Origin of the sequence: Pseudomonas sp. SWRI92, from assembly GCF_014268685.1 — a bacterium.
GTDB lineage: Bacteria > Pseudomonadota > Gammaproteobacteria > Pseudomonadales > Pseudomonadaceae > Aquipseudomonas > Aquipseudomonas marvdashtae.
This window is the reverse complement of the sequence record NZ_JABWQY010000027.1, coordinates 12,970-39,286: the sequence shown is the minus strand read 5'-3', so window position 1 is coordinate 39,286 and position 26,317 is coordinate 12,970. Positions and strand designations below refer to the sequence as shown.

The following is a 26,317-nucleotide window of genomic DNA, read 5'->3' as shown; positions in this document are numbered from 1 at the left end:
TTCCTTATCAACTTCAACCACTTGCGCTTTCGATCTCTCGTTAGCGGGAGGCGAATTCTACAGCGTTAGTCGCTGCTGTCAACACCTCTTTTACACCGCTTTCGACCGAGAAGATCGAACCGTCGACAGGGCCAGACAACACCGCCCTATCCACTCCTTCCGTGCTTCGATGAACTGAAGCCCGCCTACATCGAAACCTACTTAACTCTTTGAAACTCAAGGAGTTTTCCATTTCGACTGCGCCGGAAGTGGGGCGAATTATAGACACCCAGAATTTGCCGTCAACCCTTTATTTCGCTTTTCCAGCCTTCCAGACCGAAATGGCCCCAATCAGTCTTATATATAGACGGTATCGCTTGAAATGCGCACTATATTGCGCAAACCAGTCTTTCTCGCCTTTTCTTGGATGACACCCTGTAAATGACTTCTCCCAATCGCAACCTGGTAGCTACCCTATATCCGGTTGCCCTGCTCCTCATAGCCATGGCATCCATCCAGTCCGGAGCATCCCTCGCCAAAAGCATGTTCCCGGTTGTAGGCGCCCAAGGCACCACTACACTGCGGCTCATTTTTGCCAGCCTCATCATGTTGCTGTTGCTACGACCCTGGCGAGCCAAACTCACCGCCCAGTCCCTGCGCACCGTGGTCATCTACGGATTGGCCCTGGGCGGTATGAATTTCCTCTTCTATATGTCGCTTCGCACGGTTCCACTGGGCATTGCCGTGGCACTGGAGTTTACCGGCCCCTTGGCCGTTGCCATCTACGCCTCTCGCCGAGCAATTGATTTCCTCTGGATTGCCCTGGCAGTGATTGGACTGCTGTTACTCATACCAACCGGAGCAGCCAGCGCCAGCATCGATCTGACCGGAGCCAGCTATGCCCTGGGAGCAGGCGTGTGTTGGGCGCTGTACATTCTGTTTGGCCAAAAGGCAGGAGCGGATAACGGCGTGCAGACCGCGGCATTGGGCGTCATGATCGCCGCCTTGTTTGTAGCCCCTATCGGCATCGTCCATGCCGGGGCCGCGCTACTTACGCCAAGTCTTATCCCGGTCGCCATTGCAGTTGCCATACTCTCCACTGCCCTGCCTTATACCTTGGAAATGATCTCCCTGACCCGGATCCCCGCGCGTACGTTTGGAACCCTTATGAGCGTCGAGCCCGCGATAGGCGCGTTGTCGGGCCTGTTATTCCTCCAAGAGTATCTGTCCCTGGCCCAGTGGAGCGCCATCACCTGCATTATCCTCGCTTCGATCGGCGCGACGCTGACCATGGGCGATACCGCAAAGCCCGCCGTTGCGGCGGATTGAGCAGTTTTTTACATAGCTCTGGTATTTACCGGCCATTTAGGCCATGTTTAGCCCCGTAACCTAATGTCAGACATGGATTTTTTCATACAGGACGTCATGAACGCTTCAAGCGAAAGCGAACGCAGCCGTACGTAGACAGAAGATCCACGACGGCATAAGGACGGGAATGAAACGAATTTTGATATTGATCGCCGTACTTGCGGTTGCGGGCTGCGCGGCGACATCGAAAACCGAAATCAAACGCGGTAAAAAAGGCCTGCACATCAATTGCTCTGGCCTGACGTCATCTTGGGACCAGTGTGCTGCTACCGCCGCCAATTCATGCGCCCCAAAAAACTACAAGGTCATCGCCAAGTCGGGCGACGCCGTCGAGGAACCGGGGGATTATCCCTTCGGACTCAACCCCGCCGGTTACACCAGCCGCAGCATGATCGTCATCTGCAAATAAGCGCAGGTCAATCGAATGGCCGCTCGGCTATTCGGCGGCTGATTTCATCATGACTGGACTTGAGGACCTCACGCTGGACCTCGGGTGTCGCCAACATTCGCGCGACGACCAACGCTCCCACGCATTGCGACAGGATCGCCCACGCAAGACTGCCGCTTCCCAGTATTTGCGCCCAACTTTCGTGCAGACGGCAGATCCACGCTTGTGCCGCTTCACGAACCTCCAGATCCGAACGCGCAATCTCGGCTCCCAGTACCGGCAAGGCGCACCCTGCTTCGGGTTGCTCGACATGGCTCATGCTCAGGTATTGCTTGAGACAACGCTGCAGTTTCGTTGAGTCCATCACCCCGTCGCCGCTCAAACGGTCCAGGCTGTGGGCGAGCTCTCGCTCGATAATTACCTTGAAAAGCTCGTCCTTGGATGAGAAGTGACTGTAGAACGCACCGCCGCTTAATCCGATCGCCTTCATAAGACCATCAACCCCTACCGTCGAAAAACCCGACTTCTTGGCTGACATGGCGCTGCTAACGAGGAGCTTTTCGCGGGTTTCCATCTTGTGATTGGCTGAATAACGCATCGTCCTGCCTCTTGGTACTCACCTTGACGTCCACCGAACCTTAGCATAACGTTCGTTTAGCTAACGATCGTTTACCTATAGGACTGATCATGAATAATAAGAAGATCGTACTGGTTGTTGGTGCGGGCGATGCCACAGGGGGCGCCATCGCCAGGCGTTTCGCCCAGGAGGGTTTCGTCGCATGTGTGACGCGTCGCAGCGCCGACAAGCTCGAACCGTTGGTCAACGACATTCGAGCCCAAGGCGGCGAAGCCCACGGATTCGCTTGCGATGCGCGCAAGGAAGACGACGTCATTGCATTGATCGAGCAAATCGAGACTCAACTCGGCCCGATCGAAGCCTTTGTATTTAATATCGGCGCCAACGTGCCGTGCAGCATCCTGGAAGAGACAGCACGCAAGTATTTCAAGATCTGGGAGATGGCATGTTTCTCAGGTTTTCTCAACGCGCGGGAAGTGGCCAAGCGCATGGTCAAGCGCCAGCGCGGTACAATTCTGTTCACCGGGGCCACGGCGGGATTACGCGGCGCATCTGGGTTCGCCGCGTTTGCCGGGGCGAAGCACGGCATACGCGCGCTGGCCCAGAGTATGGCGCGTGAACTGGGGCCGATGAATATCCACGTGGCTCATGTGGTGGTCGACGGCGCCATCGACACTGATTTCATCCGCAATAATTTCCCTGAAAAATACGCAACCAAGGATGAGGACGGCATCCTCGACCCTGGGCACATTGCTGAAAATTATTGGTATCTGCACACCCAGCCTCGCGACGCCTGGACCTTCGAGCTGGACCTGCGCCCCTGGAGCGAACGCTGGTAGCCCCCTCCTTCCTATACCAATAAGAGAGCAACGCTCATGAATAAATCTGTGGAATTTTTCTTCGATCTCGGCAGCCCGACCACCTATTTGGCCTATACCCAGTTGCCCGCGCTTTGCGCGCAAACGGCCAGCAAACTTATTTACCGCCCGATGCTCCTCGGTGGCGTATTCAAGGCAACGGGCAACGCATCACCGGTGACCGTGCCAGCCAAAGGACCTTACCTGTTCAAGGATCTGAATCGCTTTGCCAAACGTTACGGCGTGGATTTCAAGCTCAATCCTTATTTCCCGATCAACACGTTGCTGCTGATGCGTGCCGTGACCGGCATGCAGTTGCGCCAGCCCGAGCGTTTCGAGGCTTTTGTTGAGTGTCTGTTCCGAGCATTGTGGGTCGATGCCCGCAACCTGAACGATCCGGCAACCGTGGCGGCGGTCCTGAGCGAGGGCGGTTTCGATCCTGATGATGTGCTGGCCTTGACCGCAGATGAACAGATCAAGGAAGCGCTCAAGACAACCACAGAAGAAGCTATCAGGCGTGGGGTGTTCGGCGCCCCGAGCATGTTCGTGGGCGCAGAACTGTTTTTTGGCCAGGATCGGCTGGACTTCGTCCGTGAAGCCCTTGGCTGATCCCTTGCCTCAGATTGCCGCAGTCCGGGTATTCAGCCATTGCAGCGCGTCGCCGTCCAGCAACGGGCTCAATCGACGCTGAACCTCGGCGTGGTAGCCGTTGAACCAGTCTTTTTCATCCTGGGTCAGCAGGGACGGCTCGAGGCAACGGGTGTCGATCGGGCATAGAGTCAGGGTTTCAAACTCAAGGAAATCACCGAACTCGCTGCTGCCCGCCTCGCGATTCAACACCAGGTTCTCGATGCGCACACCCCAGCGACCGGGACGATACGTGCCTGGCTCGATGGATGTGATCATGCCCGGCTGCATTGCCGTTTGTGGCGTGGCTGCGGCCTGGTAGGCAATGACCTGCGGTCCCTCGTGAACATTCAGGAAATAACCGACGCCGTGGCCAGTGCCATGGCCGTAATCCACCTGTTCAGCCCAGATGGGCGCGCGGGCGATGGCATCCAGCAAGGGCGACAGGATGCCCTTTGGAAATTTGGCCCTGGACAAGGCAATCACGCCTTTGAGCACACGAGTGCAATCACGCTTCTGCTCTGGTGTCGGCGTTCCGACTGGCACCATGCGCGTGATGTCCGTGGTACCGCCCAGGTATTGGCCACCCGAATCGATCAGCAGCAAACCATCGCCTTCAATAACCGCGTGCGCTTCTTCCGTCGCGTGATAATGCGGCATCGCGCCATTGGCATTGAACGCTGCAATGGTATTGAAGCTCAGGGAAATAAAATCCGGCCGACGCTTGCGCGCTGCGGTCAGGTGCTCATCGATGGTCAGCTCGGTGATGCGTTCGCGGCCCCAGGCATTCTCCAGCCAGGCGAAGAATTCGCAGAGTGCCGCTCCGTCCTGCTCCATGGCTAGACGAATGTGCTCGGCATCGGCCAGGCTTTTGCGGGATTTGGCCAGTGTCGTGGGATTTAGCCCTTCGACCAGTTTCACGCCACTGTTGAGGTTGTCCAGCAATCCGACCGTGACCCGCGCCGGATCAACCTGCAAGCTCGCGTCGCTCGGAACTTCACGCAAAGCGGCCGCGGCCTCGCTGTAGTCGCGCAACGTCACGCCATCCTGTTCGAGGAGGGCACGCAGCGATGCATCGATTTTGCCCAGGGCGACAAACAACGTTGCCCGCTGCTGGCTGATCAAGGCAAAGGAAACGAATACAGGATTGAACGACACATCCGCGCCGCGCAGGTTGAACAGCCAGGCGATGTCGTCTAGCGTGGCGATGAAATGCCAATCGGCGCCGCGCTCCTTGAGAGATTCACGCAGCTTGGCAAGCTTCTCGACACGGTTGACCGTCGCTTGTGGTGGGAGGTGGGCGTACACCGGCTGACCAGGCAGCTCCGGACGATCGGTCCAAACCTGCTGAAGCAGGTCGATATCAGTACGCAATCGCGCGCCACGCGACTCAAGCTTGCTGCTCAACGTTCGGGCCGACGCCACGGCCATGACCGCACCGTCAACTGCAACCACGCCGCCTTCAGGCGTCTGCTCGCCCAACCAATCCAACGGGCCAGGCTGGCCGGGAATGAGTTTGACCAGCTCGATGCCGCTGCCCTCCAGTTCCTGTGTGGCCTGCTCCCAATAACGACTGTCCGCCCAGACCCCGGCGAAATCCGCAGTGACGATCAAGGTACCGACCGAGCCATGGAAGCCCGACAACCATTGGCGCCCTTGCCAGTAGCCCGGCAGATACTCGGATAGATGCGGGTCGGCTGATGGAACCAGCAGCGCGTGAACGCCCTCCTCGCTCATCAATTGGCGGATTCGGGCCAGGCGCTGGGGAATCTGTCCCGCGGTCAAAGGCTGGGTGCTCATCATTACTCCTGCTAATCAATTTTATTGTTCGATGCCAAACACGTTCGGCTCAGGGCGCTGCCGCCCAGAAAGCCGGCGCAGCCGTGCAGGCTAGCTTGATCAACCGCACGGCCTCATCGACATCCTGCTCGCTGGTAAAGCGACCAAGGCTCAAGCGGATGGTCCGCCCGGCCGCACGCGCATCGTGCCCCAGGGCAAGCAGCACGTGGGACGGGGTGTTCTGCGCCGAGTTGCAGGCCGAGGTCGCGGAAAATGCAATCGATGCGCCCAGCGTCGCCGGGTTGAATTCGCCGGCGTTGAAAGTAACGCTCAGTGTGTGGGGGATCCGGCAGTTCGCACTGCCATTTATACATACACCGGGCAACGCCAGCAGCGGCTCAAGCAAACGATTGCGCAACCGGGCGATTTTGGCGAGCTCTTCGTCAAAGAACTGCGCCGCCAGCTCGAATGCCGCGCCCATCGCTGCAATCTGGTGGGTGGCCAGGGTACCGGAGCGCAAGCCACCTTCATGACCTCCGCCATGGATCTGGGCCGACAGGTGCGCCCGCGCGCGATCACCGACATAAAGCGCGCCGATGCCCTTGGGGCCGTAGATCTTGTGCGCCGAAAAAGACATCAGGTCCACCGGCCACCGGGCCAGGTCGATGCTCACCTTGCCGGCGCCCTGGGCCGCGTCCATGTGGAACAGCGCACCATGCTCGCGAACGATTTCGCCGATGGCGACGGCATCATTGAGGGTGCCCAACTCATTGTTCACCAGCATCAGCGACACCAGGAATGTGTCGTCACGCAACGCCTCGCGAACCGCTTGCGGACTGATCAGCCCATCGGCGTCCGGCGCCAGCCAGGTCACCGCGACGCCACTTTCCTCGAGCTGCCTGACGGTGTCGAGGACCGCCTTGTGTTCGATCAGGCTGGTGATGACATGGCCAGCGCGCGCACCGCGCATCTGGGCCACGCCCTTGATGGCCAGGTTGTTGGATTCGGTGGCGCCGGACGTCCAGACGATTTGCCCGGGTTGAGCCCCAACCAAGTGGGCCACCTGCGCGCGCGCCTGCTCCACGGAACGCCGGGCTTCCTGTCCGAAGGCATGGGAGCTGGAGGCCGGGTTGCCAAAATTACCGTCAAACCCCAGGCACTGGACCATGACTTGGATGACTCGCTCATCCACCGGTGTGGTGGCGGCATAATCGAAATACAAAGGACGCTTATTCATAAGAAACTCGCAGAGCCTGCTCCGGGATCAGGATGCCCTCGTTGGGTTCGAGACAAGCTATACCTGATCAAGACCTTAAAGAAGTCGGACTTCGTTTAAAAGTGCGTAGGAACGCTCCTGGAAAAGCGAGCTTAGCAGGCATCGCCTCGAAGCTCAGCCCTCAGCTCACGCTTTCGAGCAACAACGGATACAGCGATGCGACCAGCAGCAGCGCCATGCCCCAGTTGAACAGGCGCAGCCATCGACGATCACGCAACAAGTTGCGCAACAGGCTGCCGCAAACCACCCACAAGCTGACACTTGGCAGATTGATGAGGGCAAACACCGTCGCGATCACCACCACGTTGAAAAAGTAGCCTTGCAGAGGCGTGTAGGTACTGATGGCACCGATGGCCATGATCCAGGCCTTGGGGTTGACCCATTGGAACGCCGCCGCGCCCCAATAGCTGATCGGCTTATGGTCCCCGGTTCCACTGTCAGAAACGGGACCGGAATGAGCGATCTTCCACGCCAGGTACATCAGGTACGCCGCGCCGACGTAGCGCAGCACGGTGTAGAGCAGCGGGTAGGCCTGGAACACCGCGCCCAGGCCAAGGCCCACCGCCAACACCAGGGAAAAGAACCCGCAGGTGATGCCCAGCATGTGAGGAATGGTACGGTTGAAACCGAAATTGACACCCGAGGCCAGCAACATGGTGTTGTTGGGGCCTGGCGTGATCGAGGTCACGAGGGCAAACAGGGCGAAGCCCAGCAGCAGATCAAGCGATAAGGTCATAGCGGGTCAATCCGTCGGGGCAGTCAGGTATTGACCCTACCCCACGTCCCGGCGCAAACCCATGGACAGTTAGGCAAAACTTCGAGCGGTACAGTCCCTCAGCTTGGCCGCCCAGGCAATTGGACGGCCCGTTCGGCATTCATTTCGCCACGCTCATCAAAGCCGACATTCTTCTGCAAAGGACCAAGCAGTTCGGCTTTTTTCGCATGGTATTCGTCAAACGAAAGGCCGCGGCGATTCAAGGCTTCAAGGGCCAGCTCGCGAGATTCCTCAGCGGTGTAGGGACGCAGCTCCGGGGACGACGAAGCGCAACCGCTCAATACGGTGACAGTCAACAACAGCAAGACAGCAAGGATACGATTCATGGCGGGAGTCCAATGTTCTGAAGTTGGGCGATGAACAAAGGCTACCCGCCGACCCGGCACGGCAGAAATCAACGGTTTTGATAGTGGGTATCGCCCTCTGGGATTTCTCGTTGCGCTTGGCTGAGCCAGCGGCACTGCAGCGCGTTGTCCAGGCTGCGCTCGATGTCGTGCAGCACCTGGAACGAGCCGAACGTCACCGCTTTGGCCCGGTGCGCCTGAATCAACTGCCAGAAATTTTCCTCGCCGTTTTCGAAACTTCGAAACGCCGCTTCACCCGCTTCGCGGGTTTGCCATTGCAAATAATTGAGTACCCGCCGGCCGTCCTCGCTGGCCTGGATACTGGCACTGAGGAAGCCCAGGTGGTCACGGGCCAGACGCTCGGTCTGCTTCGTCAGGGCGATTACCAACGGCTGCAGCGACTGCGGCTCGATATCGAATTCGATCAGTTGCGTGAAGCTGCGGTTATTACTTGGAGATTGCATGAAAGGTCCCCCGTCCACGTAAGGCGAATCTTGCGATCCGAAGGCCTGCAGGGTAAAACCTCTAGTTAAGTCAAGGTCAAGCGGTGATTCAGTTGTCAACGCCTCTCAATATTCACAAGCAACTTACTGTCGGCCAAGTCGCCGCCCGCAGCGGTGTGGCAGTCACGGCGCTCCATTTTTACGAATCCAAAGGCTTGATCAAAAGCACCCGCAACCCGGGCAATCAACGGCGCTACCCTCGCGAAGTCCTGCGGCGCGTGGCGCTGATCAAGGTCGCCCAGCGCCTGGGTATTCCTCTGGCGGAAATTGGCGAGGCATTGAAGAACCTCCCGGACAACCGCGCGCCAACGGCGACCGACTGGAAGGTTTTGTCGGCGCAGTGGGGTCGGAACCTGGATGAGCGCATCAATCAACTGGTCGCGTTGCGCGACCGGCTCAACGGTTGTATCGGCTGCGGTTGCCTATCCATGGAGAGTTGCCCGCTGCGCAATCATGGCGATGTACTAGGCAAGCTTGGACCTGGGGCGCATTTGCTGGACGAACCTTGAGGCGTTCGTCGGGACATGAGCCCAGCCGCAATGGCCGGCCTATAGTGGATGGGCGCAAATCGACGAAGACTTTCTTCGCCTCCCATAACAACCAAGGAGAAACGTCATGGGCGTCAAAGCGATTCCCGAAGGTTTCCATAGCATCACGCCCTACCTGGGCATTCAAAAAGCCGCCGAAGCCATCGACTTCTATAAAAAAGCCTTCAATGCCACGGAGGTGATGCGCCTGGCCATGCCTGATGGGGGTATCGGACATGCCGAACTGCGCATCAACGGTTATCCGATCATGCTCGGCACGCCTTGCGATCAGGGCCCGCTGAGCAACCCGGACCGATCGCCCTCGGTGGGACTGCATTTATATGTCGAAGACGTGGACAGTGCCTTCACCCAAGCGATTGAAGCCGGAGGCACAGTGATTTCCGAGGTCAAGGATCAATTTTATGGTGATCGCACCGGGACCTTGAAAGATCCCTATGGGCATCTGTGGTTCCTGGCGACGCACAAGGAGGATCTGAGCCAGGAACAGATCGAGCAACGAGCCAGGGAGATATTCCAACAGCAGGGCTGACTTGCCCAAAGCCTTTTTGGCGAGGGAACTTCCTCGCCAAAAAGACATGAACAGTAAACGCGAAACATTTTCTTTCATCTTCTCTTTCGGGATTTCGGTCGCTCATTCGTCTTAATTAGATGCAGCAGGCCGCGTCGGCAAAAGCCACGGTCTGTTTTCCCAGGGTTCATGGCGTTACGAAGCCCGTGACACATAACCTTTCATCGAATCAAGACGCGCAATCATGTCCAAGAAATCCCGTTCAAAACTCTGGTTCCTGGTTCATAGCTGGCTGGCGCTGCCCATCTGGTTCTTCGTCCTGATAGTTTGCGTCACCGGCACCCTGGCGGTGGTCAGCCAGGAGATTGTCTGGCTGGTGAACCCTGAAATGCGCGCCAGCGAACCCTCGGACGATGCCCCGCTGCTCAGCTATGACCAGGTGATTGCCGCCATCAAGCAGGCCCAACCGCTGACCCAAGTGCAAAGCATCGTGCGTCCGGACGAATCGCATTTCGCCCTGGAGGCCAAGGTCACCTACCCCGACGGCCGCCCTGACACCGTCTACGTAAACCCCTACAGCGGCGTCATCCAGGGATCGGCCCCGGCGTTCAACTTCAGGGCCTTTACACGTGCACTGCATGGATGGTGGCTGGTGCCATTCACCAACGGTTACAGCTGGGGCTGGTACCTGGTGTCTTTCCTCGGCCTGCCGCTGCTCGCGTCCCTGGTGACCGGGCTGGTGGTCTACAAGCGTTTCTGGAAGGGTTTCTTCCGTCCGACCCTGCGCATCCGCCACGGCGCCCGTATTTTCTGGGGCGACTTCCATCGGCTCAGCGGCATCTGGTCGATCTGGTTCATTGCGGTCATTTCCATCACTGGCGTCTGGTTTCTGATCGAGGCCGCGCTCGCCGACAACGGGATTTCCATCTCCAGCGCACCGGTCGTCCCGGTAGTGGCCCGCGAAAGCGTTCCGCTCTCGGCCGATGGCGTGCCGCCGCCACAGCTGAGCCTGGATCGCGCCATCGAAATCGCCCAGCAGCGAATCCCAGGGCTGGAGGCGAGCTTCGTCAGCCTGCCCTTCAATGCCTACAGCCATTTGGAAATCGGCGGTCGCGGCTGGTATCCCCTGATGTTCCAGACCGCGACTATCAATCCCTACAACGGTGACGTGGACGCCTCGCGCTTGTTGTCGGACCGTACGGCACTGGAGTTCGTCACCGAATCGATGCGCCCGTTGCACACCGGGGATTTCGGCGGACTGTGGATCAAGCTCATCTGGTTCTTCTTTGGCCTGGTCCTGAGCCTGATGGTCCTCAGCGGCCTGTTGATCTGGACCAAACGCACGGCCCTGGCGACCGCCAACGCCTTCAAGCGCAGCCAGAAACCCGCACCACAGGCCTTGGCCGCGCCTTTATTGCAGCCGTCCCTGCACCGTGACTCGCCGGAGGGCAACCTGTGAACCCGTCCACCACAACAACATCACCTTCACGCCTGGGCCAGTTCTGGCACAAATGGCGTTTCCACCTCAACGTGTTGTTGCTGTTGATTCCCCTGGGTTTCATGCCTAAGTATTTTTCAGAAGCGGCTCTGTTCCGAGGAGACGGGGGGCTTGGCGAGCGTGAAGTCGGCGAGGTCCAGGTCGGGCCGTGGAGCTTGCGCCTGGCGGAGTTTCGCAATGAAGCGCCTCGCACCCAGGGGCCCGCCGGCCCGATGAAACACTTCAACGCCGCCCTCTGCCAGCGCTGCATCAGCCAGGTCAAGGCCACCTACTTGCGCATCGGCAAACCGCGCAGCCTGCGGGCCGCCGGGGTGATTTTCTTCGGCTCGCCGTATCGCATGGGCGCCCTGCTGCCAGTGCCGAAAAAGACCCAGCCAGACGCCGAACTGTGGATCACCCTTGAAGGCTGGGACGGTTCGATGCATCAAGCTTCCATTCCCCTGAGCCAGGCCTCCCCGGCCACCGTCGCCTGGTTGAAATCCCAAGGAGCCCGACCATGACCCTCCGCGCCTCTTTCAACAGCCTGGCGCTGCTGCTCTGTGCAGGCTTGAGCACCAGCGCACTGGCCCACAACCCGATGTGCGAATGCAAGGCCATCGACGCCGAACAGATCCAATGCACGGGCGGTTTTTCCGACGGCAGCGGCGCCCCGGGGGTGACGCTGGACGTCATCGGCTACGACGAAACCATCCTGGTCCCCGGCAAGCTCGGCGCCGACTCGACCCTGACCTTCAAAAAGCCGAACGCCGAATTCTACGTGCTCTTCGACGCAGGTCCCGGCCACGTAGTGGAAATCGACCAAGCCGACATCGAGGCCCCATGAGCGCACCTATAACCCAAGTCATCCGCCCCGCCGGGGCCGGCCATGAAACCCTCTACGTGCTGCTGCTGTGCCTGGTTATCGTATTGGGCGCCGGCTCGGTCGTGGCTTGGCACGGGGAAACCCAGGACGTCGCGCATCTGGAGACCTATCAACTGGATGCTCGTCGCGACCTCAGCGCCGCCGAGCAAGGCATCTATGCCGACCTGCGGGTGACGCTGGATGAGATCCGCCTTCTGCGCGAAAGCGAGCAAGCCCTCCCCGGCCCGCAAGCCTTGGCCGACGAAGGCTTTGCGCCGTTCGCCCACGACGCCAGTTCCGTCAGTCGAGGCGACCACGCCTGGCAACTGTTGGACGAACAGGCCTACTTCGGCGCGAGCACTAATCCGTCGGTCTCGGGCTCCTTTCTGATGCGCATCAGCGAAGCGTCCGACGCCGTCCCGGACATCTGGCTTAACCGCAACAACTCTCCGACGGCTCCCACGGCACTGGACGACGCCGCCTTGTCCGCCGCCGGCTGGCAACAGATCGTCGCGCAATTCGATGCCGGCGTAACCCGCCAGCACCGGCACTGACCCCACGCTTTTTTCGAGAGAAGACCGTTTTCCCATGCCTATTGCATTTCAACGCCGCCCCTTGCTGCGCCTGCTATTGATCGGCCTGCTCGCTTGCCTGGTCGCCCCATTGGCGAGCGCCGAAACACCCAAGCGCCTGCGCATCGGCATCACCCTGCACCCTTATTACAGCTACGTAGCCAACATCGTCGGCGACAAGGCCGAAGTGGTGCCGTTGATCCCGGCGGGTTTCAACCCTCACGCCTATGAACCCCGCGCGCAAGACATCAAGCGCATCGGCGGCCTGGACGTGATCGTGCTCAACGGCGTTGGCCACGACGATTTCGCCGACCGCATGATCGCCGCCAGCGAAACCCCGGGCGTCAAGGTCATAGAGGCCAACGAAAACGTACCCTTGCTGGCCGCCACCGGCACCGCCGCACGAGGCGCGGGCAAGGTCGTAAACCCACACACTTTCCTGTCCATCAGCGCGTCCATCGCCCAGGTCAACAATATCGCCCGGGAATTGGGCAAGCTCGATCCGGACAATGCCAAGGCCTATACGCAGAACGCCCGCGCCTATGGCAAGCGCCTGCGGCAGATGCGTGCCGCCGCCCTGGCAAAGCTGACCCAGGCGCCGAACGCCGAACTGCGCGTCGCCACAGTGCACGCCGCCTACGACTACCTGTTGCGCGAATTCGGCCTGGAAGTCACCGCAGTGGTCGAGCCCGCCCACGGCATCGAGCCCAGCCCCAGCCAATTGAAAAAGACCATCGACCAACTGCGCGAGTTGGACGTGAAAGTGATCTTCTCGGAGATGGACTTCCCGTCCACCTACGTCGACACCATCCAGCGTGAATCGGGTGTGAAGCTGTACCCGCTCTCGCACATCTCGTACGGCGACTACAGCGCCGAGAAGTACGAAAAGGAAATGACCGGCAACCTCGACACGGTAGTCCGAGCGATCCAGGAGTCCGGCGCATGACCGTCCAGGAAACCGTTATCCAGCCACACGCCGGCCCTCTGATCGAGTTCGCCGACGTTGGTCTCAACCTGGGGCGCACCGCGATTCTCGACAGCGTGGCATTCCAGGTACAACCGGGCAGCATCCATGCGCTGGTCGGGCCCAACGGTGGCGGCAAGAGTTCGCTGATCAAGACCTTGCTCGGGCAGATGCCGCATCAAGGCCGCTTGAGCCTGCAATGGCCGGGCGAGCCTGGGGTGATCGGCTACGTGCCCCAGGCATTGGAATTCGACCGGGGCTTGCCCATGACCGTGGATGATTTCATGGCGGCGATGTGTCAGCGGCGGCCAGCCTTTCTCGGCCTGAGCAAACACTACGCTGGCGCCATCGGCGAGGCCCTGGAGCGGGTCGGAATGCAGGACAAGCGCAAGCGGCGCATGGGCGCGCTGTCCGGCGGCGAGCGCCAGCGGGTGTTGTTGGCCCAGGGGTTGATTCCTTCACCGCAATTGCTGGTGCTGGATGAACCGATGTCGGCGCTGGACGAGGCAGGCGTCCAGGTGTTTGAAAAATTGCTACAGGACTGGCGCCTTGCCGGGATCACGGTGCTGTGGATCGAACACGACCTGGAAGCCGTCGGGCGCCTGGCCGACCGCGTCACCGGCCTGAATCGCCGCGTACTGTTCGATGGCCCGCCGCGCCAGACCCTGACACCGGAACGCCTGCTGACGCTGTTCTCCATCCATCCACGCACGAACGGGAGCGCCGCAGGATGAGCTACGAAACCTTTCGCTTGATGATCCAGGGCTGGGCCTCGTCCGGTTATCTGCCCGAGGCGCTGGCCTATGGATTCGTGGTCAATGCCTTGCTGGCCGGGCTATTGATCGGGCCGGTGCTGGGCGGCCTTGGCACGCTGGTAGTGGTCAAGCGCTTCGCGTTTTTCTCCGAGGCGGTGGGCCATGCGGCGCTGACTGGCGTGGCCATCGGTATCCTGCTCGGCGAACCCTACACCGGGCCCTACGGCAGCCTGTTCGGCTACTGCCTGTTGTTTGGCATCTTGCTCAATTACTTGCGCAACCGCACCGGCCTGGCGCCGGACACCTTGATCGGCGTATTCCTTTCGGTGTCCCTGGCCCTGGGCGCCAGCCTGCTGTTGATCCTGGCGGGCAAGATCAACGTGCACATCCTGGAAAACGTGTTGTTCGGCTCGGTGCTGACGGTCAATGGCAACGACCTCGTGGTGCTGGCGGTGGTCGGCTCGCTGGTGATGGCCCTGGCGCTGCCGCTGTACAACCGGATCATGCTCGCCAGCTTTAACCCGCAACTGGCGGCGGTTCGCGGGGTGGCGGTCAAGACCCTGGACTACCTGTTCGTGGTGCTGGTGACGCTGATCACCGTGGCGGCGGTGAAAGTCATCGGCGCCATTCTGGTGGGCGCGTTGCTGGTGATCCCGGCGGCGGCGGCGCGTTTGCTCAGCCAATCATTGAAAGGCTTTTTCTGGTGCTCCGTGCTGATCGCCACCGTCAGCACCTTGTGCGGGATTCTCGCGCCGATTGTGTTCGACCTGCCGATCCCGTCCGGTGCCGCGATCATTTTGGTGGCCGGCATCGCTTTCGCCCTGAGCGCCATCGCCCGTGGTGTCGTCCCCAGTCTCAAAGGGAATCTTGGATAAATGGTTTTTTCATTGCGACAACTGACCCTGGCCGTCGCGTTATGCGGCGTGGCTGTCAATTCGTCTTTCGCCGACCAAAAGCTCCGTCTGCTGGCCTCGTTGCCGGTCACCTATGGGTTGAGCGAGACCTTGCTCAAAGGCACCGAGGTCAGCCTGGAGCGGGCCGCGCCCGCCAATCTGCCCGGAACCCGCCAGAGTGCCTACTTCAGCGGCCGTGGCGCGCCGGCCTTGAGCAAACTGGCCAGCGATGCCGACGCGGTGATAGGCCTGCGCTCGCTGTGGCCGGACGATCCGCTGTATCCGATGGCCCGGCGCAGCAATATCCGCATCGTCGAGGTCGACGCGGCGCGCCCGGTGGACGGCGCCCTGCCCGGTATCGCCGTGCAACCGGGCATGGCCGATGGCCTGGCGAGCCAACCGTGGATGGCCAGCCATAACCTGGGCCGCATGGCCGACGTGATTGCCGCCGACCTGGTGCGCCTGGCCCCGGCGGACAAAACAAAAATCGATGCCAACCTGGCGACGCTCAAGCAACGCCTGCTCAAGCTCAGCGCCGACAGCGAAAAACGCCTGGCCAGTGCCGACAACTTGAGCGTGCTCAGCCTGAGCGAACATTTTGGTTATCTGATCAGCGGACTGAATCTCGACGCAATCGGCACCGATGCCCGGCCCGACGCCGAATGGACCGCCGAAGCCCTCAAGCAGTTGACCGCGACGCTGAATGACAACGACGTGGCACTGGTGCTCCATCACCGCCAGCCGTCGGATGCGTTGAAAGCGGCCATTGCCGAAGCTGGGAGTCAGTTGCGGGTATTGAGTACCGACAGCGCCGATCCGGTGGCGGAACTGGAAAGCAATGTGGAGCTGGTCGTCGCGGCGCTGACCAAGGGATGAGGACAGGCGCGTAGCCGACGGTAGGCGCGAATGGACTCGCTCCCACCGTGACCCAGTCAGTTCAGGACATTCCCTGGCACTCGCACGATACCTTCCATCAATACCCGCGCGCTGCGGCTCATGATGGCTTTTTTCACGGTCCATTCGCCGTTGACTTCGCTCGCCTCGGCGCCCACGCGCAAAGTTCCGGACGGATGACCGAAGCGCACGGCGTTGCGCTCGGTGCCACCCGCCGCCAGGTTCACCAGTGTCCCGCGAATCGCTGCGGCGGTACCAATGGCGACAGCAGCGGTGCCCATCATCGCGTGGTGCAGCTTGCCCATGGACAACGCCCGCACCAGCAGGTCGATATCCTGCGCAGCCACGGCTTTTCCGCTCGATGAAATGTAATCCGTCGGCGGCGCGACAAACGCGACTTTCGGGGTGTGCTGGCGCTGGGCAGCTTCGTCCAGATGCTTGATCAAGCCCATGCGCAACGCACCGTGGGCGCGGATGGCTTCGAACATCGCCAAGGCCTTGGGATCGCCGTTAATGGCACCCTGCAACTCGGTGCCGGTGTAACCAACGTCTCGGGCATTGATGAAAATCGTCGGGATACCCGCGTTGATCAACGTGGCCTTGAGCGTACCGACGCCGGGCACCTCCAGGTCATCCACCAGATTCCCGGTGGGAAACATCGAACCACCGCCGCCTTCCTCCTCGGCCGCCGGATCCATGAACTCCAGCTGCACTTCGGCGGCCGGAAAGGTCACGCCGTCGAGTTCAAAATCGCCGGTTTCCTGCACCTCGCCCTCGGTGATTGGCACATGGGCGATGATGGTCTTGCCGATGTTGGCCTGCCAGATCCGCACCACGGCCACACCGTTTCGCGGAATGCGGCTGGCATCCACAAGACCGCTGCCAATGGCAAACGAGCCCACCGCCGCCGACAGGTTGCCGCAATTGCCGCTCCAGTCCACGAACGGTTTGTCGATGGACACCTGGCCGAACAGATAATCGACGTCGTGGTCGGCGCGTGTGCTCTTGGACAGGATCACGGTCTTGCTGGTGCTGGACGTCGCGCCGCCCATGCCATCGATCTGTTTCTCGTACGGATCGGGGCTGCCTATGACCCGTAGCAACAGCGCGTCACGGATCGGACCGGGGACGCGGGCCGCTTCAGGCAGGTCTAACAGGCTGAAGAACACGCCTTTGCTGGTGCCGCCACGCATGTAGGTCGCGGGGATCTTGATTTGAGGCGAGTGAGCCATGGTGCTCTTGCTCCATAAAAGCAGGCGACCAAAAGACTCATGATCCTTTGGCCGCACGCAGAGATTTAAACGGCAACCGCCGATTCAAGGAAGTCCTGGGCAAAGCGTTGCAGCACGCCCCCGGCTTCGTAGATCGACACTTCTTCGGCGGTATCGAGGCGGCAGGTCACTGGCACTTCGACGCGCTCACCGTTCTTGCGAGTGATAACCAGGGTCAGCGTCGCTCGCGGGGTGCGCTCGCCGATCACGTCATAGATTTCGCTGCCGTCGATGCCCAGGGTCTTGCGATCGGTACCGGGCTTGAACTCCAGCGGCAACACGCCCATGCCCACCAGATTGGTACGGTGGATGCGTTCGAAACCTTCGGCAACGATCGCCTCGACACCGGCCAGGCGCACGCCCTTGGCCGCCCAATCCCGCGACGAACCCTGGCCGTAGTCGGCGCCAGCCACAATGATCAACGGCTGCTTGCGTTCCATGTAGGTCTCAATCGCTTCCCACATGCGCATGACCTTGCCTTCCGGCTCGACCCGGGTCAGCGAGCCCTGCTTGACCTTGCCGTTTTCCTGAACCATTTCGTTGAACAGTTTCGGGTTGGCAAAGGTGGCGCGCTGCGCGGTCAGGTGGTCGCCACGGTGGGTCGCGTAGGAGTTGAAGTCTTCCTCCGGCAAGCCCATTTTCGCCAGGTATTCGCCGGCGGCGCTGTCCAGCATGATGGCGTTGGACGGCGACAGGTGGTCGGTGGTGATGTTGTCCGGCAGCACCGCCAGCGGGCGCATGCCCTTGAGCGGCCGCGCACCGGCCAGCGCCCCTTCCCAATACGGCGGACGACGGATGTAGGTGCTTTGTGGGCGCCAGTCGTACAGCGGCGTCACTTTCGGCCCGGTGTCTTCCTGGATGGCGAACATCGGGATGTACACCTGGCGGAACTGCTCCGGTTTCACCGACGCCTTGACCACCGCGTCGATTTCTTCGTCGCTCGGCCAGATGTCCTTGAGACGGACTTCCTGACCGTCCACCACGCCCAGCACATCCTTCTCGATATCGAAGCGAATGGTCCCGGCGATGGCATAAGCCACCACCAGCGGCGGCGAAGCCAGGAAGGCTTGCTTGGCGTATGGGTGGATACGCCCGTCGAAGTTGCGGTTGCCCGACAGCACGGCGGTGGCGTACAGGTCGCGGTCGATGATTTCCTGCTGGATCACCGGGTCCAACGCGCCGGACATGCCGTTGCAGGTGGTGCAGGCAAACGCCACGACGCCGAAGCCCAGTTTCTCGAGTTCGGTCGTCAGGCCGGCTTCATCCAGGTACAGCGCCACGGTTTTCGAACCCGGCGCCAGGGATGACTTGACCCATGGTTTGCGGGCCAAACCCAAGCGATTGGCGTTGCGCGCCAGCAGGCCGGCGGCGATCACGTTGCGCGGGTTACTGGTGTTGGTGCAACTGGTGATCGCGGCGATGATCACCGCGCCGTCGGGCATTTGTCCGGGCACATCGTCCCACTGGCCGGAAATGCCTTTGGCAGCCAGATCCGACACCGCGACACGGGCGTGGGGATTGCTCGGACCTGCCATGTTACGCACCACCGACGACAGGTCGAAGGTCAGGCCGCGCTCGTATTGCGCGCCCTTGAGGCTGTCGGCCCACAGGCCCACGTGCTTGGCATAGGTTTCCACCAACTGCACCTGGGTGTCTTCGCGGCCGGTGAGCTTGAGGTAATCGATCGTCTGTTGGTCAATATGGAACATCGCCGCGGTGGCGCCGTATTCCGGAGCCATGTTGGAGATCGTCGCACGATCGCCCAAGGTCAAGGCACTGGCGCCTTCGCCGAAAAACTCCAGCCACGCCCCGACGACTTTCTGCTTGCGCAGGAACTCGGTCAGCGCCAGCACCATGTCCGTGGCGGTGATGCCCGGTTGCAGTTTGCCGGTCAGCTCGACACCGATGATTTCCGGCAGGCGCATCCATGAAGCGCGACCGAGCATGACGCTTTCGGCTTCCAGCCCGCCGACGCCGATGGCGATCACTCCCAGGGCATCGACGTGGGGCGTATGGCTGTCGGTGCCGACACACGTATCGGGGAACGCAACGCCGTCACGCTGCTGGATCACCGGCGACATTTTTTCCAGGTTGATCTGGTGCATGATCCCGTTGCCCGGCGGGATCACATCGACGTTCTTGAAGGCTTTCTTGGTCCAGTTGATGAAGTGAAAGCGGTCTTCGTTGCGCCGGTCTTCAATCGCGCGGTTCTTGGCGAAGGCTTGCGGGTCGGAACCTCCGCTTTCCACCGCCAGGGAATGGTCGACGATCAGTTGAGTCGGCACCACCGGGTTGACCTGCGCCGGATCGCCACCCTGCAAGGCGATGGCGTCGCGCAAGCCGGCCAGGTCCACCAAGGCGGTCTGGCCGAGGATGTCGTGACACACCACGCGCGCCGGGAACCACGGGAAGTCCAGGTCGCGCTTGCGCTCGATCAGTTGCAGCAGCGACTCGCGCAGCGTGGCCGGATCGCAGCGGCGCACGAGGTTTTCCGCCAGCACGCGGGAAGTGTACGGCAGGCCGTCGTAGGCGCCGGGGCGGATGGCCTCCACGGCAGCGCGAACGTCGAAATAATCCAGCGAAGTGCCGGGCAGCGATTTGCGAAATTCTGTGTTCATCGTCAGGACTCGGGTCACGGTGGTTTCAGAAGGGCACTTGCCACGACCATGATCGTTCCCGCGTTACAGGGACGCGGAGCGTCCCGGGCGGCATTCCCACGCAGAGCGTGGGAACGATCAGAGTAATCGCGCGAGCCCTCCCGCTCAGCGTTGTTCGATTGGCACGAACTTGCGCTGTTCGACGCCGGTGTATTCGGCGCTCGGTCGGATGATGCGGTTGTTGGCACGTTGTTCGAACACGTGGGCGGCCCAGCCGGTCAGGCGCGAGCAAACGAAGATCGGCGTAAACAGCTTGGTCGGGATGCCCATGAAGTGGTACGCCGAGGCATGGTAGAAATCGGCGTTGGGAAACAGCTTCTTCTGTTCCCACATAGTCTTGTCGATGGCTTCGGAGACCGGGAACAACACCGTGTCGCCGACTTCATCGGCGAGTTTTTTCGACCAGCCCTTGATCACCTCGTTGCGCGGGTCGTTGTCCTTATAGATCGCGTGGCCGAAGCCCATGATCTTGTCCTTGCGCGCCAGCATGCCGAGGGTGCCTTCGATGGCTTCCTGAGGCGAGCTGAAGCGTTCGATCATTTCCATCGCCGCCTCGTTCGCACCGCCATGCAACGGGCCGCGCAGCGAGCCGATGGCAGCGGTGATGCAGGAGAACAGGTCCGACAGCGTGGAAGCGCAGACCCGGGCGGTGAAGGTCGAGGCGTTGAATTCATGTTCGGCGTAAAGGATCAGCGACACGTTCATCACCTTGACGTGCAGCTCGCTCGGCTGCTTGCCGTGCAGCAGGTGCAGGAAGTGGCCGCCGATGGACACTTCGTCGGTCACGCATTCGATGCGCTGGCCTTGGTGGCTGAAGCGATACCAGTAGCACATGATCGCCGGAAACGCGGCCAACAGGCGATCGGTCTTGTCGTGCTGCTCGGAAAAATCCTGCTCGGGCTCCAGATTGCCGAGGAACGAGCAACCGGTGCGCATCACGTCCATCGGGTGGGCGTCGGCGGGTATGCGTTCCAGCACTTCCTTCAGGGCTTGCGGCAAGTCGCGCAACTGGCGCAGCTTGCTCGTGTAGGCATCCAGTTGTGCCTGGGTCGGCAGCTCGCCGTACAGCAGCAGGTAAGCCACTTCTTCAAATTGAGCGTCAGCCGCCAGGTCGCGAACGTCATAGCCGCGATAGGTCAGGCCAGCGCCCGTCTGGCCCACGGTGGACAGTGCGGTTTGCCCGGCCACCTGGCCACGGAGCCCGGCGCCACTGAGTACTTTTGCTTCGGCCATTTGCTGTCTCCATTTTCTTGAATTTGTAGGGGAGTCGCGCCTTACTTCTTCGCCGCAAACAACGCATCGAGCTTCTGCTCGAACGTGTGATAGTCGATGCGATCGTAAAGCTCCATGCGGGTCTGCATGGTGTCGATGACATTCTGTTGTGTGCCGTCGCGGCGAATCGCGGTGTAGACGTTCTCGGCGGCCTTGTTCATGGCGCGGAACGCTGACAACGGATACAGCACCAGGGACACGTCGGCACCCGCAAGCTGTTCGGTGGTGTACAGCGGGGTCGCGCCGAATTCGGTGATGTTGGCCAGGATCGGCGCTTTCACGCGGTTGGCGAACAGCTTGTACATCTCAAGCTCGGTGATGGCTTCCGGGAAAATCATGTCGGCACCGGCCTCGATGCAGGCGGCCGCACGGTCCAGGGCCGATTCCAAGCCTTCCACCGCGAGGGCATCGGTACGCGCCATGATCACGAAACTGTCGTCGGTGCGGGCATCGACGGCGGCCTTGATGCGGTCGACCATCTCCTGCTGCGAGACGATTTCCTTGTTCGGACGATGGCCGCAACGCTTGGCGCCGACCTGATCCTCGATATGAATCGCCGCCGCGCCGAACTTGATCATCGACTTGACCGTGCGGGCGACGTTGAACGCCGAGGAACCAAACCCGGTGTCCACGTCCACCAGCAGCGGCAGATCACACACGTCGGTGATGCGGCGCACATCGGTCAGCACGTCATCCAGGCCGGTAATGCCCAGGTCCGGCACGCCGAGGGAACCGGCCGCCACGCCGCCGCCCGACAAGTAGATCGCCTTGAAACCGGCGCGCTTGGCCAGCAGCGCGTGGTTGGCGTTGATGGCGCCGACCACTTGCAGGGGATGTTCGCTGGCGACCGCATCGCGGAAACGCTGGCCTGGAGTGCTGTTGCTCATGACTCACCTCGTTCAGTGGCGGCGCTGTCCTGGAAATGACGCGCAATGTTGCGTTTGGAGGCGCCGATGTGCCGGCGCATCAATAATTCAGCCAGTTCGCCGTCACGGTCGGCGATGGCGTCGAGAATCCGATGGTGCTCGGCAAAGGCCTGGCGCGGACGGTTTGGCGTGGTGGAAAACTGGATGCGATACATGCGCACCAGTTGGTACAACTCGCCGCAGAGCATTTGCGTCAGGGTGCGGTTGCCGCTGCCCTGGATGATCCGGTAATGAAAGTCGAAATCACCTTCCTGCTGGTAGTAACCGACACCGGCCTGGAACGCCGCATCGCGCTCGTGGGTTTCCAGCACGCGGCGCAGTTCGTCGATTTCTTCGAGAGTCATGCGTTCGGCCGCCAGACGGCAGGCCATGCCTTCCAGGGATTCACGGATTTCGTAGAGTTCGAGCAGTTCGGCATGGCTCAGCGACACCACTCGCGCCCCAACATGCGGGATGCGCACCAGCAGGCGCTGGCCTTCCAGGCGGTGGATCGCCTCGCGCAGCGGCCCACGGCTGATGCCGTAGGTCCGGGCCAGCTCGGGCTCGGAGATCTTGCTGCCCGGGGCGATTTCGCCTTTGACGATGGCCGCCTGGATGCGTCGGAAGACGTTCTCCGAGAGGGTCTCGACATCGTCTTGGACCGGGATCAGAGTTTCGAGCTGATCGAGCATATTGTCAACACCTTGTAGATCAATATGGCGAAAATTACCCTTTGACCGCCTTGACGTCAAAACAAAAATAGGTATTGTCGACAATCGTCTAATAAACGCCCCTGCCATAACCGACCGTACCGACGACTCGTAGCCCCCGGCCAGCGGTGGCGTCAGAAAACCACCGTGCTAGAATGCCGCCGCAATTGCCGCTCTTCCTATATAGAGGAGGCAACCTAGGGAGCTTGTGCAGTAATGCCAGGGCCTGAACCGAAAACGGAACGCTGCGCACCAGGATCTATGACACTCAAGCCCTTATCTGCTGCTTTTTATTTCATGTGCCTGCCGGGGCTTGCCGCGGCGGGTGAGAAAACCGTGTACGGCCTCAACGAATATGCTGCGCTGCAAGGCATAGACCTGGAGGTCGCCGCCAAGCTCGACACCGGCGCCAAGACCGCATCCCTCAGCGCCAGGGACATCAAGCGTTTCAAGCGCAATGGCGAATCCTGGGTGCGTTTCTACCTGGCCATCGACGCAGCCCATTCGCACCCCATCGAGCGCCCGCTGGCCCGAGTCAGCAAGATCAAACGCCGCGCCGGTGACTACGACCCGGAAGAAGGCAAGAAATACACGGCCCGGCCGGTCATCGAACTCGACATCTGCATGGGTTCTGCCCTGCGCAGCATCGAAGTGAACCTGACCGACCGCAGCGCCTTCCAATACCCGTTGCTGATCGGCTCCGAAGCGCTCAAGCGTTTCGATGCGCTGGTCGACCCCAGTCTTAAATACGCTGCCGGCAAACCCGCCTGCGCCAATGCCGCTCATACCGCAGAGTAATTCCAATGCGCTCCCTTACCCTCCATTTGAAAATGCTGATCGCCATCCTGGTGGTGCTGGGCCTGTCGGTGACGGCCTATCAGATTTTCGTGCTCGGCATCCCGGTCACCGAAGACGCCACAGACGACTTGTGGAACATCGACGCCAAGGTCGAATTCGTGCCCAACGCCAAGGATCCGGTGAAGATCCAGATGTTTGTGCCGCCCTTGAGCCGCGATTATGTGAGCCTCAATGAGAGTTTCATTTCCAACAATTACGGCGTGGCGGTGAACCGGGTCGACGGCAATCGCAAGGTGACGTGGTCGGCCCGTCGTGCCAAAGGCAACCAGACCCTGTATTACCGCCTGGTGCTGACCAAGCGCTACAGCGCCGAGAAAACCAAAATCAAGGGCCCGACCTTCCGCGACAGCATCGCCGTCGAAGGCCCGGAAAAACTTGCCGCCGAAGCCCTGCTTGCACCGATCCGCCAGCACTCGGCCGACGTCGAGACCTTCATCAGCGAAGCGATCAAGCGGGTCAACAACCTCAACGACGACAACGTCAAGCTGTTGCTGGCCGGTGACCCTTCCTCGGCCAACAAGGCGCGTATCGTCGAATTGGTGCTGTCCATCGCCCATGTGCCGGTGGAAAAGGTCCATACCATCCGCCTGGTGGCCGACCAGCCGCAGACGCCCGAGCTGTGGCTGCGCAGTTTCAACGGCACCGACTGGCTGTATTTCAATCCGGACTCCGGCGAGCAAGGCCTGCCGACCGACCGTCTGTTGTGGTGGACTGGCGATGAGAACCTGATCACCGTCGATGGTGGCAAGAAAGCCACGGTCACCTTCAGCATGAACAACAGCGAAATGAACGCCATTCGCCTGGCCAAGCTGACGGACGAGAACACCGACGCCAACTTCCTCGAATATTCCCTCTACGGCCTGCCGCTGCAAACCCAGCAGACGTTCATGATCATGGTGATGATCCCGATCGGCGTGCTGGTGATCCTGGTGTTGCGCAACCTGATCGGCCTGCAAACCCTCGGGACCTTCACCCCAGTGCTGATCGCCCTGGCCTTCCGCGAAACCCAGTTGGGCTTCGGGATTATCCTGTTCACGGTGATCACCACGCTGGGCCTGTCGCTGCGTTCGTACCTGGAGCACCTCAAGCTGCAAATGCTGCCGAGGCTCTCGGTGGTGCTGACGTTCGTGGTGGTGCTGATCGCCGCCATCAGCCTGTTCAGCCACAAGCTGGGCTTGGAGCGCGGTCTGTCGGTGGCGCTGTTCCCGATGGTGATCCTGACCATGACCATCGAACGCCTGTCCATTACCTGGGAAGAACGCGGCGCCGGCCACGCGATGAAAGTCGCCATCGGCACGCTGTTCGCCGCGTCGCTGGCGCACCTGATCATGAGCGTGCCGGAGCTGGTGTATTTCGTGTTCACCTTCCCGGCGGTCCTGCTGATCCTGGTGGGCTTCATGCTGGCCATGGGTCGTTATCGCGGCTACCGCCTGACCGAGCTGGTGCGGTTCAAGGCTTTCGTCAAGGCTGACTCCTGATGTTCGGCCTCTGGAAAACCTGGAAGGCCCTGGAAGCCCGGGGCATCATGGGCATCAATCGGCGTAACGCCGACTACGTGCTCAAGTACAACAAGCGCAGCCTGTACCCCATCGTCGATGACAAGATCATCACCAAGGAGCGGGCGATCGTTGCCGGTATTCACGTACCGGAGCTGTATGGAGTGATTTCCACCGAGAAGGAAATCGACAAGCTCGACGAAATCATCGGCGGGCGTACCGATTTCGTGATCAAGCCGGCCCAGGGCGCCGGGGGCGACGGCATCATCGTGATCGCCGACCGCTTCGAGGGCCGCTATCGAACCGTGTCTGGCAAAATCATCAGCCACGAGGAAATCGAGCACCACATCTCCAGCATCCTTACGGGCCTGTACTCCCTTGGCGGACACCGTGACCGCGCGCTGATCGAATACCGCGTGACCCCAGACCAGATCTTCAAGAGCATCAGCTACGAAGGCGTGCCGGACATCCGTATCATCGTGCTGATGGGCTATCCGGTGATGGCCATGCTGCGACTGCCGACCCGTCAGTCCGGCGGCAAGGCCAACCTGCACCAGGGCGCCATCGGCGTCGGCGTTGACCTCGCCACGGGCCTGACGCTGCGCGGCACCTGGTTGAACAACATCATTACCAAGCATCCCGACACCACCAACGCAGTGGATGGCGTGCAACTGCCCTATTGGGACGGTTTCATGAAACTGGCCGCCGGTTGCTATGAACTCTGCGGGCTGGGCTACATCGGTGTCGACATGGTGCTGGACCAGGAAAAAGGCCCGTTGATCCTGGAACTGAACGCCCGACCGGGCCTGAACATCCAGATTGCCAACGACTGCGGCCTGACCTTGCGCACCCATGCCGTGGAAGCCCGCCTGGAAGAGCTCAAGGCCCGCGGCGTTATCGAAACCGTGGAAGAACGCGTGGCGTTTGCCCAGGAATTGTTTGGGCATATTCCGCCGGTTGAGGGTTGAAGCTGAGGATGAAAACCGAAGCTGAAGGTTGAACCCTGTGGCGAGGGAGCTTGCTCCCGCTGGGTTGCGCAGCAACCCCAAAGCCCAGCACCTCGGTGTATCAGAATGATCGCGCTCAACTGCCCAGCGGGAGCAAGCTCCCTCGCCACGGGTCTCATTGAAGCTTCAGACCTGTTCAATACCGACATCCCTCTAGGAGCAAATCCTACAGGGGATTACAATCGCCCCCCCCCC

28 protein-coding genes are annotated in these 26,317 nt (G+C 60.7%); 17 read left to right on the top strand and 11 right to left on the bottom strand.

Annotated features, from left to right (window positions below; genetic code table 11):
- The first annotated feature begins 420 nt into the window (after positions 1 to 420).
- Positions 421 to 1,308 (top strand): threonine/homoserine exporter RhtA, encoded by an 888-nt coding sequence (rhtA, locus tag HU762_RS25780; protein ID WP_186641684.1) that lies wholly within the window; start codon positions 421 to 423, stop codon positions 1,306 to 1,308.
- Positions 1,309 to 1,474: 166 nt separating this feature from the next.
- A complete protein-coding gene (locus HU762_RS25775) occupies positions 1,475 to 1,756 on the top strand; it encodes a hypothetical protein (protein ID WP_186611432.1) in 282 nt (93 codons plus the stop codon).
- A gap of 7 nt (positions 1,757 to 1,763) precedes the next feature.
- Here HU762_RS25775 and HU762_RS25770 read toward each other — a convergent pair whose 3' ends face one another.
- Positions 1,764 to 2,333 carry a TetR/AcrR family transcriptional regulator gene (locus HU762_RS25770; protein ID WP_186641682.1) on the bottom strand — a complete coding sequence of 190 codons (570 nt, stop codon included), beginning with the start codon at positions 2,331 to 2,333 and terminating at the stop codon, positions 1,764 to 1,766.
- A gap of 89 nt (positions 2,334 to 2,422) precedes the next feature.
- On the opposite strand from HU762_RS25770, the gene HU762_RS25765 reads away from it, so the two are divergent.
- Positions 2,423 to 3,151, top strand: coding sequence for an SDR family oxidoreductase (locus tag HU762_RS25765; protein ID WP_186641680.1), 729 nt, complete (start codon positions 2,423 to 2,425; stop codon positions 3,149 to 3,151).
- 36 nt (positions 3,152 to 3,187) lie between these two features.
- Positions 3,188 to 3,778, top strand: coding sequence for a 2-hydroxychromene-2-carboxylate isomerase (locus HU762_RS25760; protein WP_186641679.1), 591 nt, complete (start codon positions 3,188 to 3,190; stop codon positions 3,776 to 3,778).
- A gap of 9 nt (positions 3,779 to 3,787) precedes the next feature.
- On the opposite strand, the gene HU762_RS25755 is transcribed toward HU762_RS25760, so the two are convergent.
- From HU762_RS25755 to HU762_RS25735, 5 genes are all read right to left on the bottom strand, one after another.
- On the bottom strand, positions 3,788 to 5,596 hold the full coding sequence (locus HU762_RS25755) for an aminopeptidase P family protein (protein ID WP_186641677.1): 1,809 nt from the start codon (positions 5,594 to 5,596) through the stop codon (positions 3,788 to 3,790).
- Positions 5,597 to 5,645: 49 nt separating this feature from the next.
- Positions 5,646 to 6,812: an aminotransferase class V-fold PLP-dependent enzyme gene (locus HU762_RS25750; RefSeq protein ID WP_186641675.1), complete on the bottom strand. Its 1,167-nt coding sequence runs from the start codon at positions 6,810 to 6,812 to the stop codon at positions 5,646 to 5,648.
- 160 nt (positions 6,813 to 6,972) lie between these two features.
- Positions 6,973 to 7,587, bottom strand: a complete 615-nt coding sequence (locus tag HU762_RS25745; protein ID WP_186641673.1) for a LysE family translocator — start codon at positions 7,585 to 7,587, stop codon at positions 6,973 to 6,975.
- Positions 7,588 to 7,685: 98 nt separating this feature from the next.
- On the bottom strand, positions 7,686 to 7,952 hold the full coding sequence (locus HU762_RS25740; protein WP_186641671.1) for a hypothetical protein: 267 nt from the start codon (positions 7,950 to 7,952) through the stop codon (positions 7,686 to 7,688).
- A gap of 68 nt (positions 7,953 to 8,020) precedes the next feature.
- Positions 8,021 to 8,434, bottom strand: coding sequence for an antibiotic biosynthesis monooxygenase (locus tag HU762_RS25735; protein WP_186641669.1), 414 nt, complete (start codon positions 8,432 to 8,434; stop codon positions 8,021 to 8,023).
- Positions 8,435 to 8,526: 92 nt separating this feature from the next.
- Between HU762_RS25735 and soxR the strand changes: the two genes are divergently transcribed.
- The 10 genes from soxR to HU762_RS25685 all read left to right on the top strand — a co-directional run bounded on the left by soxR (position 8,527) and on the right by HU762_RS25685 (position 15,928).
- Positions 8,527 to 8,982, top strand: a complete 456-nt coding sequence (soxR, locus tag HU762_RS25730) for a redox-sensitive transcriptional activator SoxR (RefSeq protein WP_186641685.1) — start codon at positions 8,527 to 8,529, stop codon at positions 8,980 to 8,982.
- 106 nt (positions 8,983 to 9,088) lie between these two features.
- Positions 9,089 to 9,550 carry a VOC family protein gene (locus HU762_RS25725; protein ID WP_186641667.1) on the top strand — a complete coding sequence of 154 codons (462 nt, stop codon included), beginning with the start codon at positions 9,089 to 9,091 and terminating at the stop codon, positions 9,548 to 9,550.
- Positions 9,551 to 9,773: 223 nt separating this feature from the next.
- Positions 9,774 to 10,988: a PepSY domain-containing protein gene (locus HU762_RS25720; protein WP_186641665.1), complete on the top strand. Its 1,215-nt coding sequence runs from the start codon at positions 9,774 to 9,776 to the stop codon at positions 10,986 to 10,988.
- On the top strand, positions 10,985 to 11,527 hold the full coding sequence (locus tag HU762_RS25715) for a thiamine pyrophosphate-binding protein (protein WP_186611443.1): 543 nt from the start codon (positions 10,985 to 10,987) through the stop codon (positions 11,525 to 11,527). The genes HU762_RS25720 and HU762_RS25715 overlap by 4 nt, the downstream gene beginning before the upstream one ends.
- Positions 11,524 to 11,850 (top strand): hypothetical protein, encoded by a 327-nt coding sequence (locus HU762_RS25710; RefSeq protein WP_186611444.1) that lies wholly within the window; start codon positions 11,524 to 11,526, stop codon positions 11,848 to 11,850. The genes HU762_RS25715 and HU762_RS25710 overlap by 4 nt, the downstream gene beginning before the upstream one ends.
- Entirely contained in the window at positions 11,847 to 12,422 is a 576-nt protein-coding gene (locus HU762_RS25705) for a DUF6162 family protein (protein WP_186641663.1), read from the top strand. Before HU762_RS25710 ends, HU762_RS25705 begins: the two co-directional genes overlap by 4 nt.
- A gap of 34 nt (positions 12,423 to 12,456) precedes the next feature.
- Positions 12,457 to 13,386: a zinc ABC transporter substrate-binding protein gene (locus HU762_RS25700; protein WP_186641661.1), complete on the top strand. Its 930-nt coding sequence runs from the start codon at positions 12,457 to 12,459 to the stop codon at positions 13,384 to 13,386.
- On the top strand, positions 13,383 to 14,138 hold the full coding sequence (locus HU762_RS25695; protein WP_186641659.1) for a metal ABC transporter ATP-binding protein: 756 nt from the start codon (positions 13,383 to 13,385) through the stop codon (positions 14,136 to 14,138). The genes HU762_RS25700 and HU762_RS25695 overlap by 4 nt, the downstream gene beginning before the upstream one ends.
- Positions 14,135 to 15,034, top strand: a complete 900-nt coding sequence (locus HU762_RS25690; RefSeq protein ID WP_186641657.1) for a metal ABC transporter permease — start codon at positions 14,135 to 14,137, stop codon at positions 15,032 to 15,034. The genes HU762_RS25695 and HU762_RS25690 overlap by 4 nt, the downstream gene beginning before the upstream one ends.
- A complete protein-coding gene (locus HU762_RS25685) occupies positions 15,035 to 15,928 on the top strand; it encodes a zinc ABC transporter substrate-binding protein (RefSeq protein WP_186641655.1) in 894 nt (297 codons plus the stop codon). It begins immediately after the preceding gene.
- Between the two features lie 56 nt (positions 15,929 to 15,984).
- On the opposite strand, the gene prpF is transcribed toward HU762_RS25685, so the two are convergent.
- From prpF to HU762_RS25660, 5 genes are all read right to left on the bottom strand, one after another.
- A complete protein-coding gene (gene prpF, locus HU762_RS25680) occupies positions 15,985 to 17,178 on the bottom strand; it encodes a 2-methylaconitate cis-trans isomerase PrpF (protein ID WP_186641653.1) in 1,194 nt (397 codons plus the stop codon).
- A 65-nt stretch (positions 17,179 to 17,243) separates the two neighbouring features.
- Entirely contained in the window at positions 17,244 to 19,835 is a 2,592-nt protein-coding gene (gene acnD, locus HU762_RS25675) for a Fe/S-dependent 2-methylisocitrate dehydratase AcnD (protein WP_186641651.1), read from the bottom strand.
- A gap of 144 nt (positions 19,836 to 19,979) precedes the next feature.
- Positions 19,980 to 21,107, bottom strand: coding sequence for a 2-methylcitrate synthase (gene prpC / locus HU762_RS25670; protein WP_186641649.1), 1,128 nt, complete (start codon positions 21,105 to 21,107; stop codon positions 19,980 to 19,982).
- Positions 21,108 to 21,148: 41 nt separating this feature from the next.
- Positions 21,149 to 22,033 carry a methylisocitrate lyase gene (prpB, locus tag HU762_RS25665; protein WP_186641647.1) on the bottom strand — a complete coding sequence of 295 codons (885 nt, stop codon included), beginning with the start codon at positions 22,031 to 22,033 and terminating at the stop codon, positions 21,149 to 21,151.
- Positions 22,030 to 22,743: a GntR family transcriptional regulator gene (locus HU762_RS25660; protein WP_186641645.1), complete on the bottom strand. Its 714-nt coding sequence runs from the start codon at positions 22,741 to 22,743 to the stop codon at positions 22,030 to 22,032. The genes prpB and HU762_RS25660 overlap by 4 nt, the downstream gene beginning before the upstream one ends.
- Before the next feature lie 279 nt (positions 22,744 to 23,022).
- Here HU762_RS25660 and HU762_RS25655 point away from each other — a divergent pair, with 279 nt between their 5' ends.
- The 3 genes from HU762_RS25655 to HU762_RS25645 are packed head-to-tail and all read left to right on the top strand — an operon-like array spanning position 23,023 to position 26,083.
- Positions 23,023 to 23,559 (top strand): ATP-dependent zinc protease, encoded by a 537-nt coding sequence (locus HU762_RS25655; RefSeq protein ID WP_186641643.1) that lies wholly within the window; start codon positions 23,023 to 23,025, stop codon positions 23,557 to 23,559.
- 5 nt (positions 23,560 to 23,564) lie between these two features.
- Positions 23,565 to 25,097 (top strand): inactive transglutaminase family protein, encoded by a 1,533-nt coding sequence (locus HU762_RS25650; RefSeq protein ID WP_186641642.1) that lies wholly within the window; start codon positions 23,565 to 23,567, stop codon positions 25,095 to 25,097.
- Positions 25,097 to 26,083 (top strand): alpha-L-glutamate ligase-like protein, encoded by a 987-nt coding sequence (locus HU762_RS25645; protein ID WP_186611457.1) that lies wholly within the window; start codon positions 25,097 to 25,099, stop codon positions 26,081 to 26,083. The genes HU762_RS25650 and HU762_RS25645 overlap by 1 nt, the downstream gene beginning before the upstream one ends.
- Positions 26,084 to 26,317: the final 234 nt, after the last annotated feature.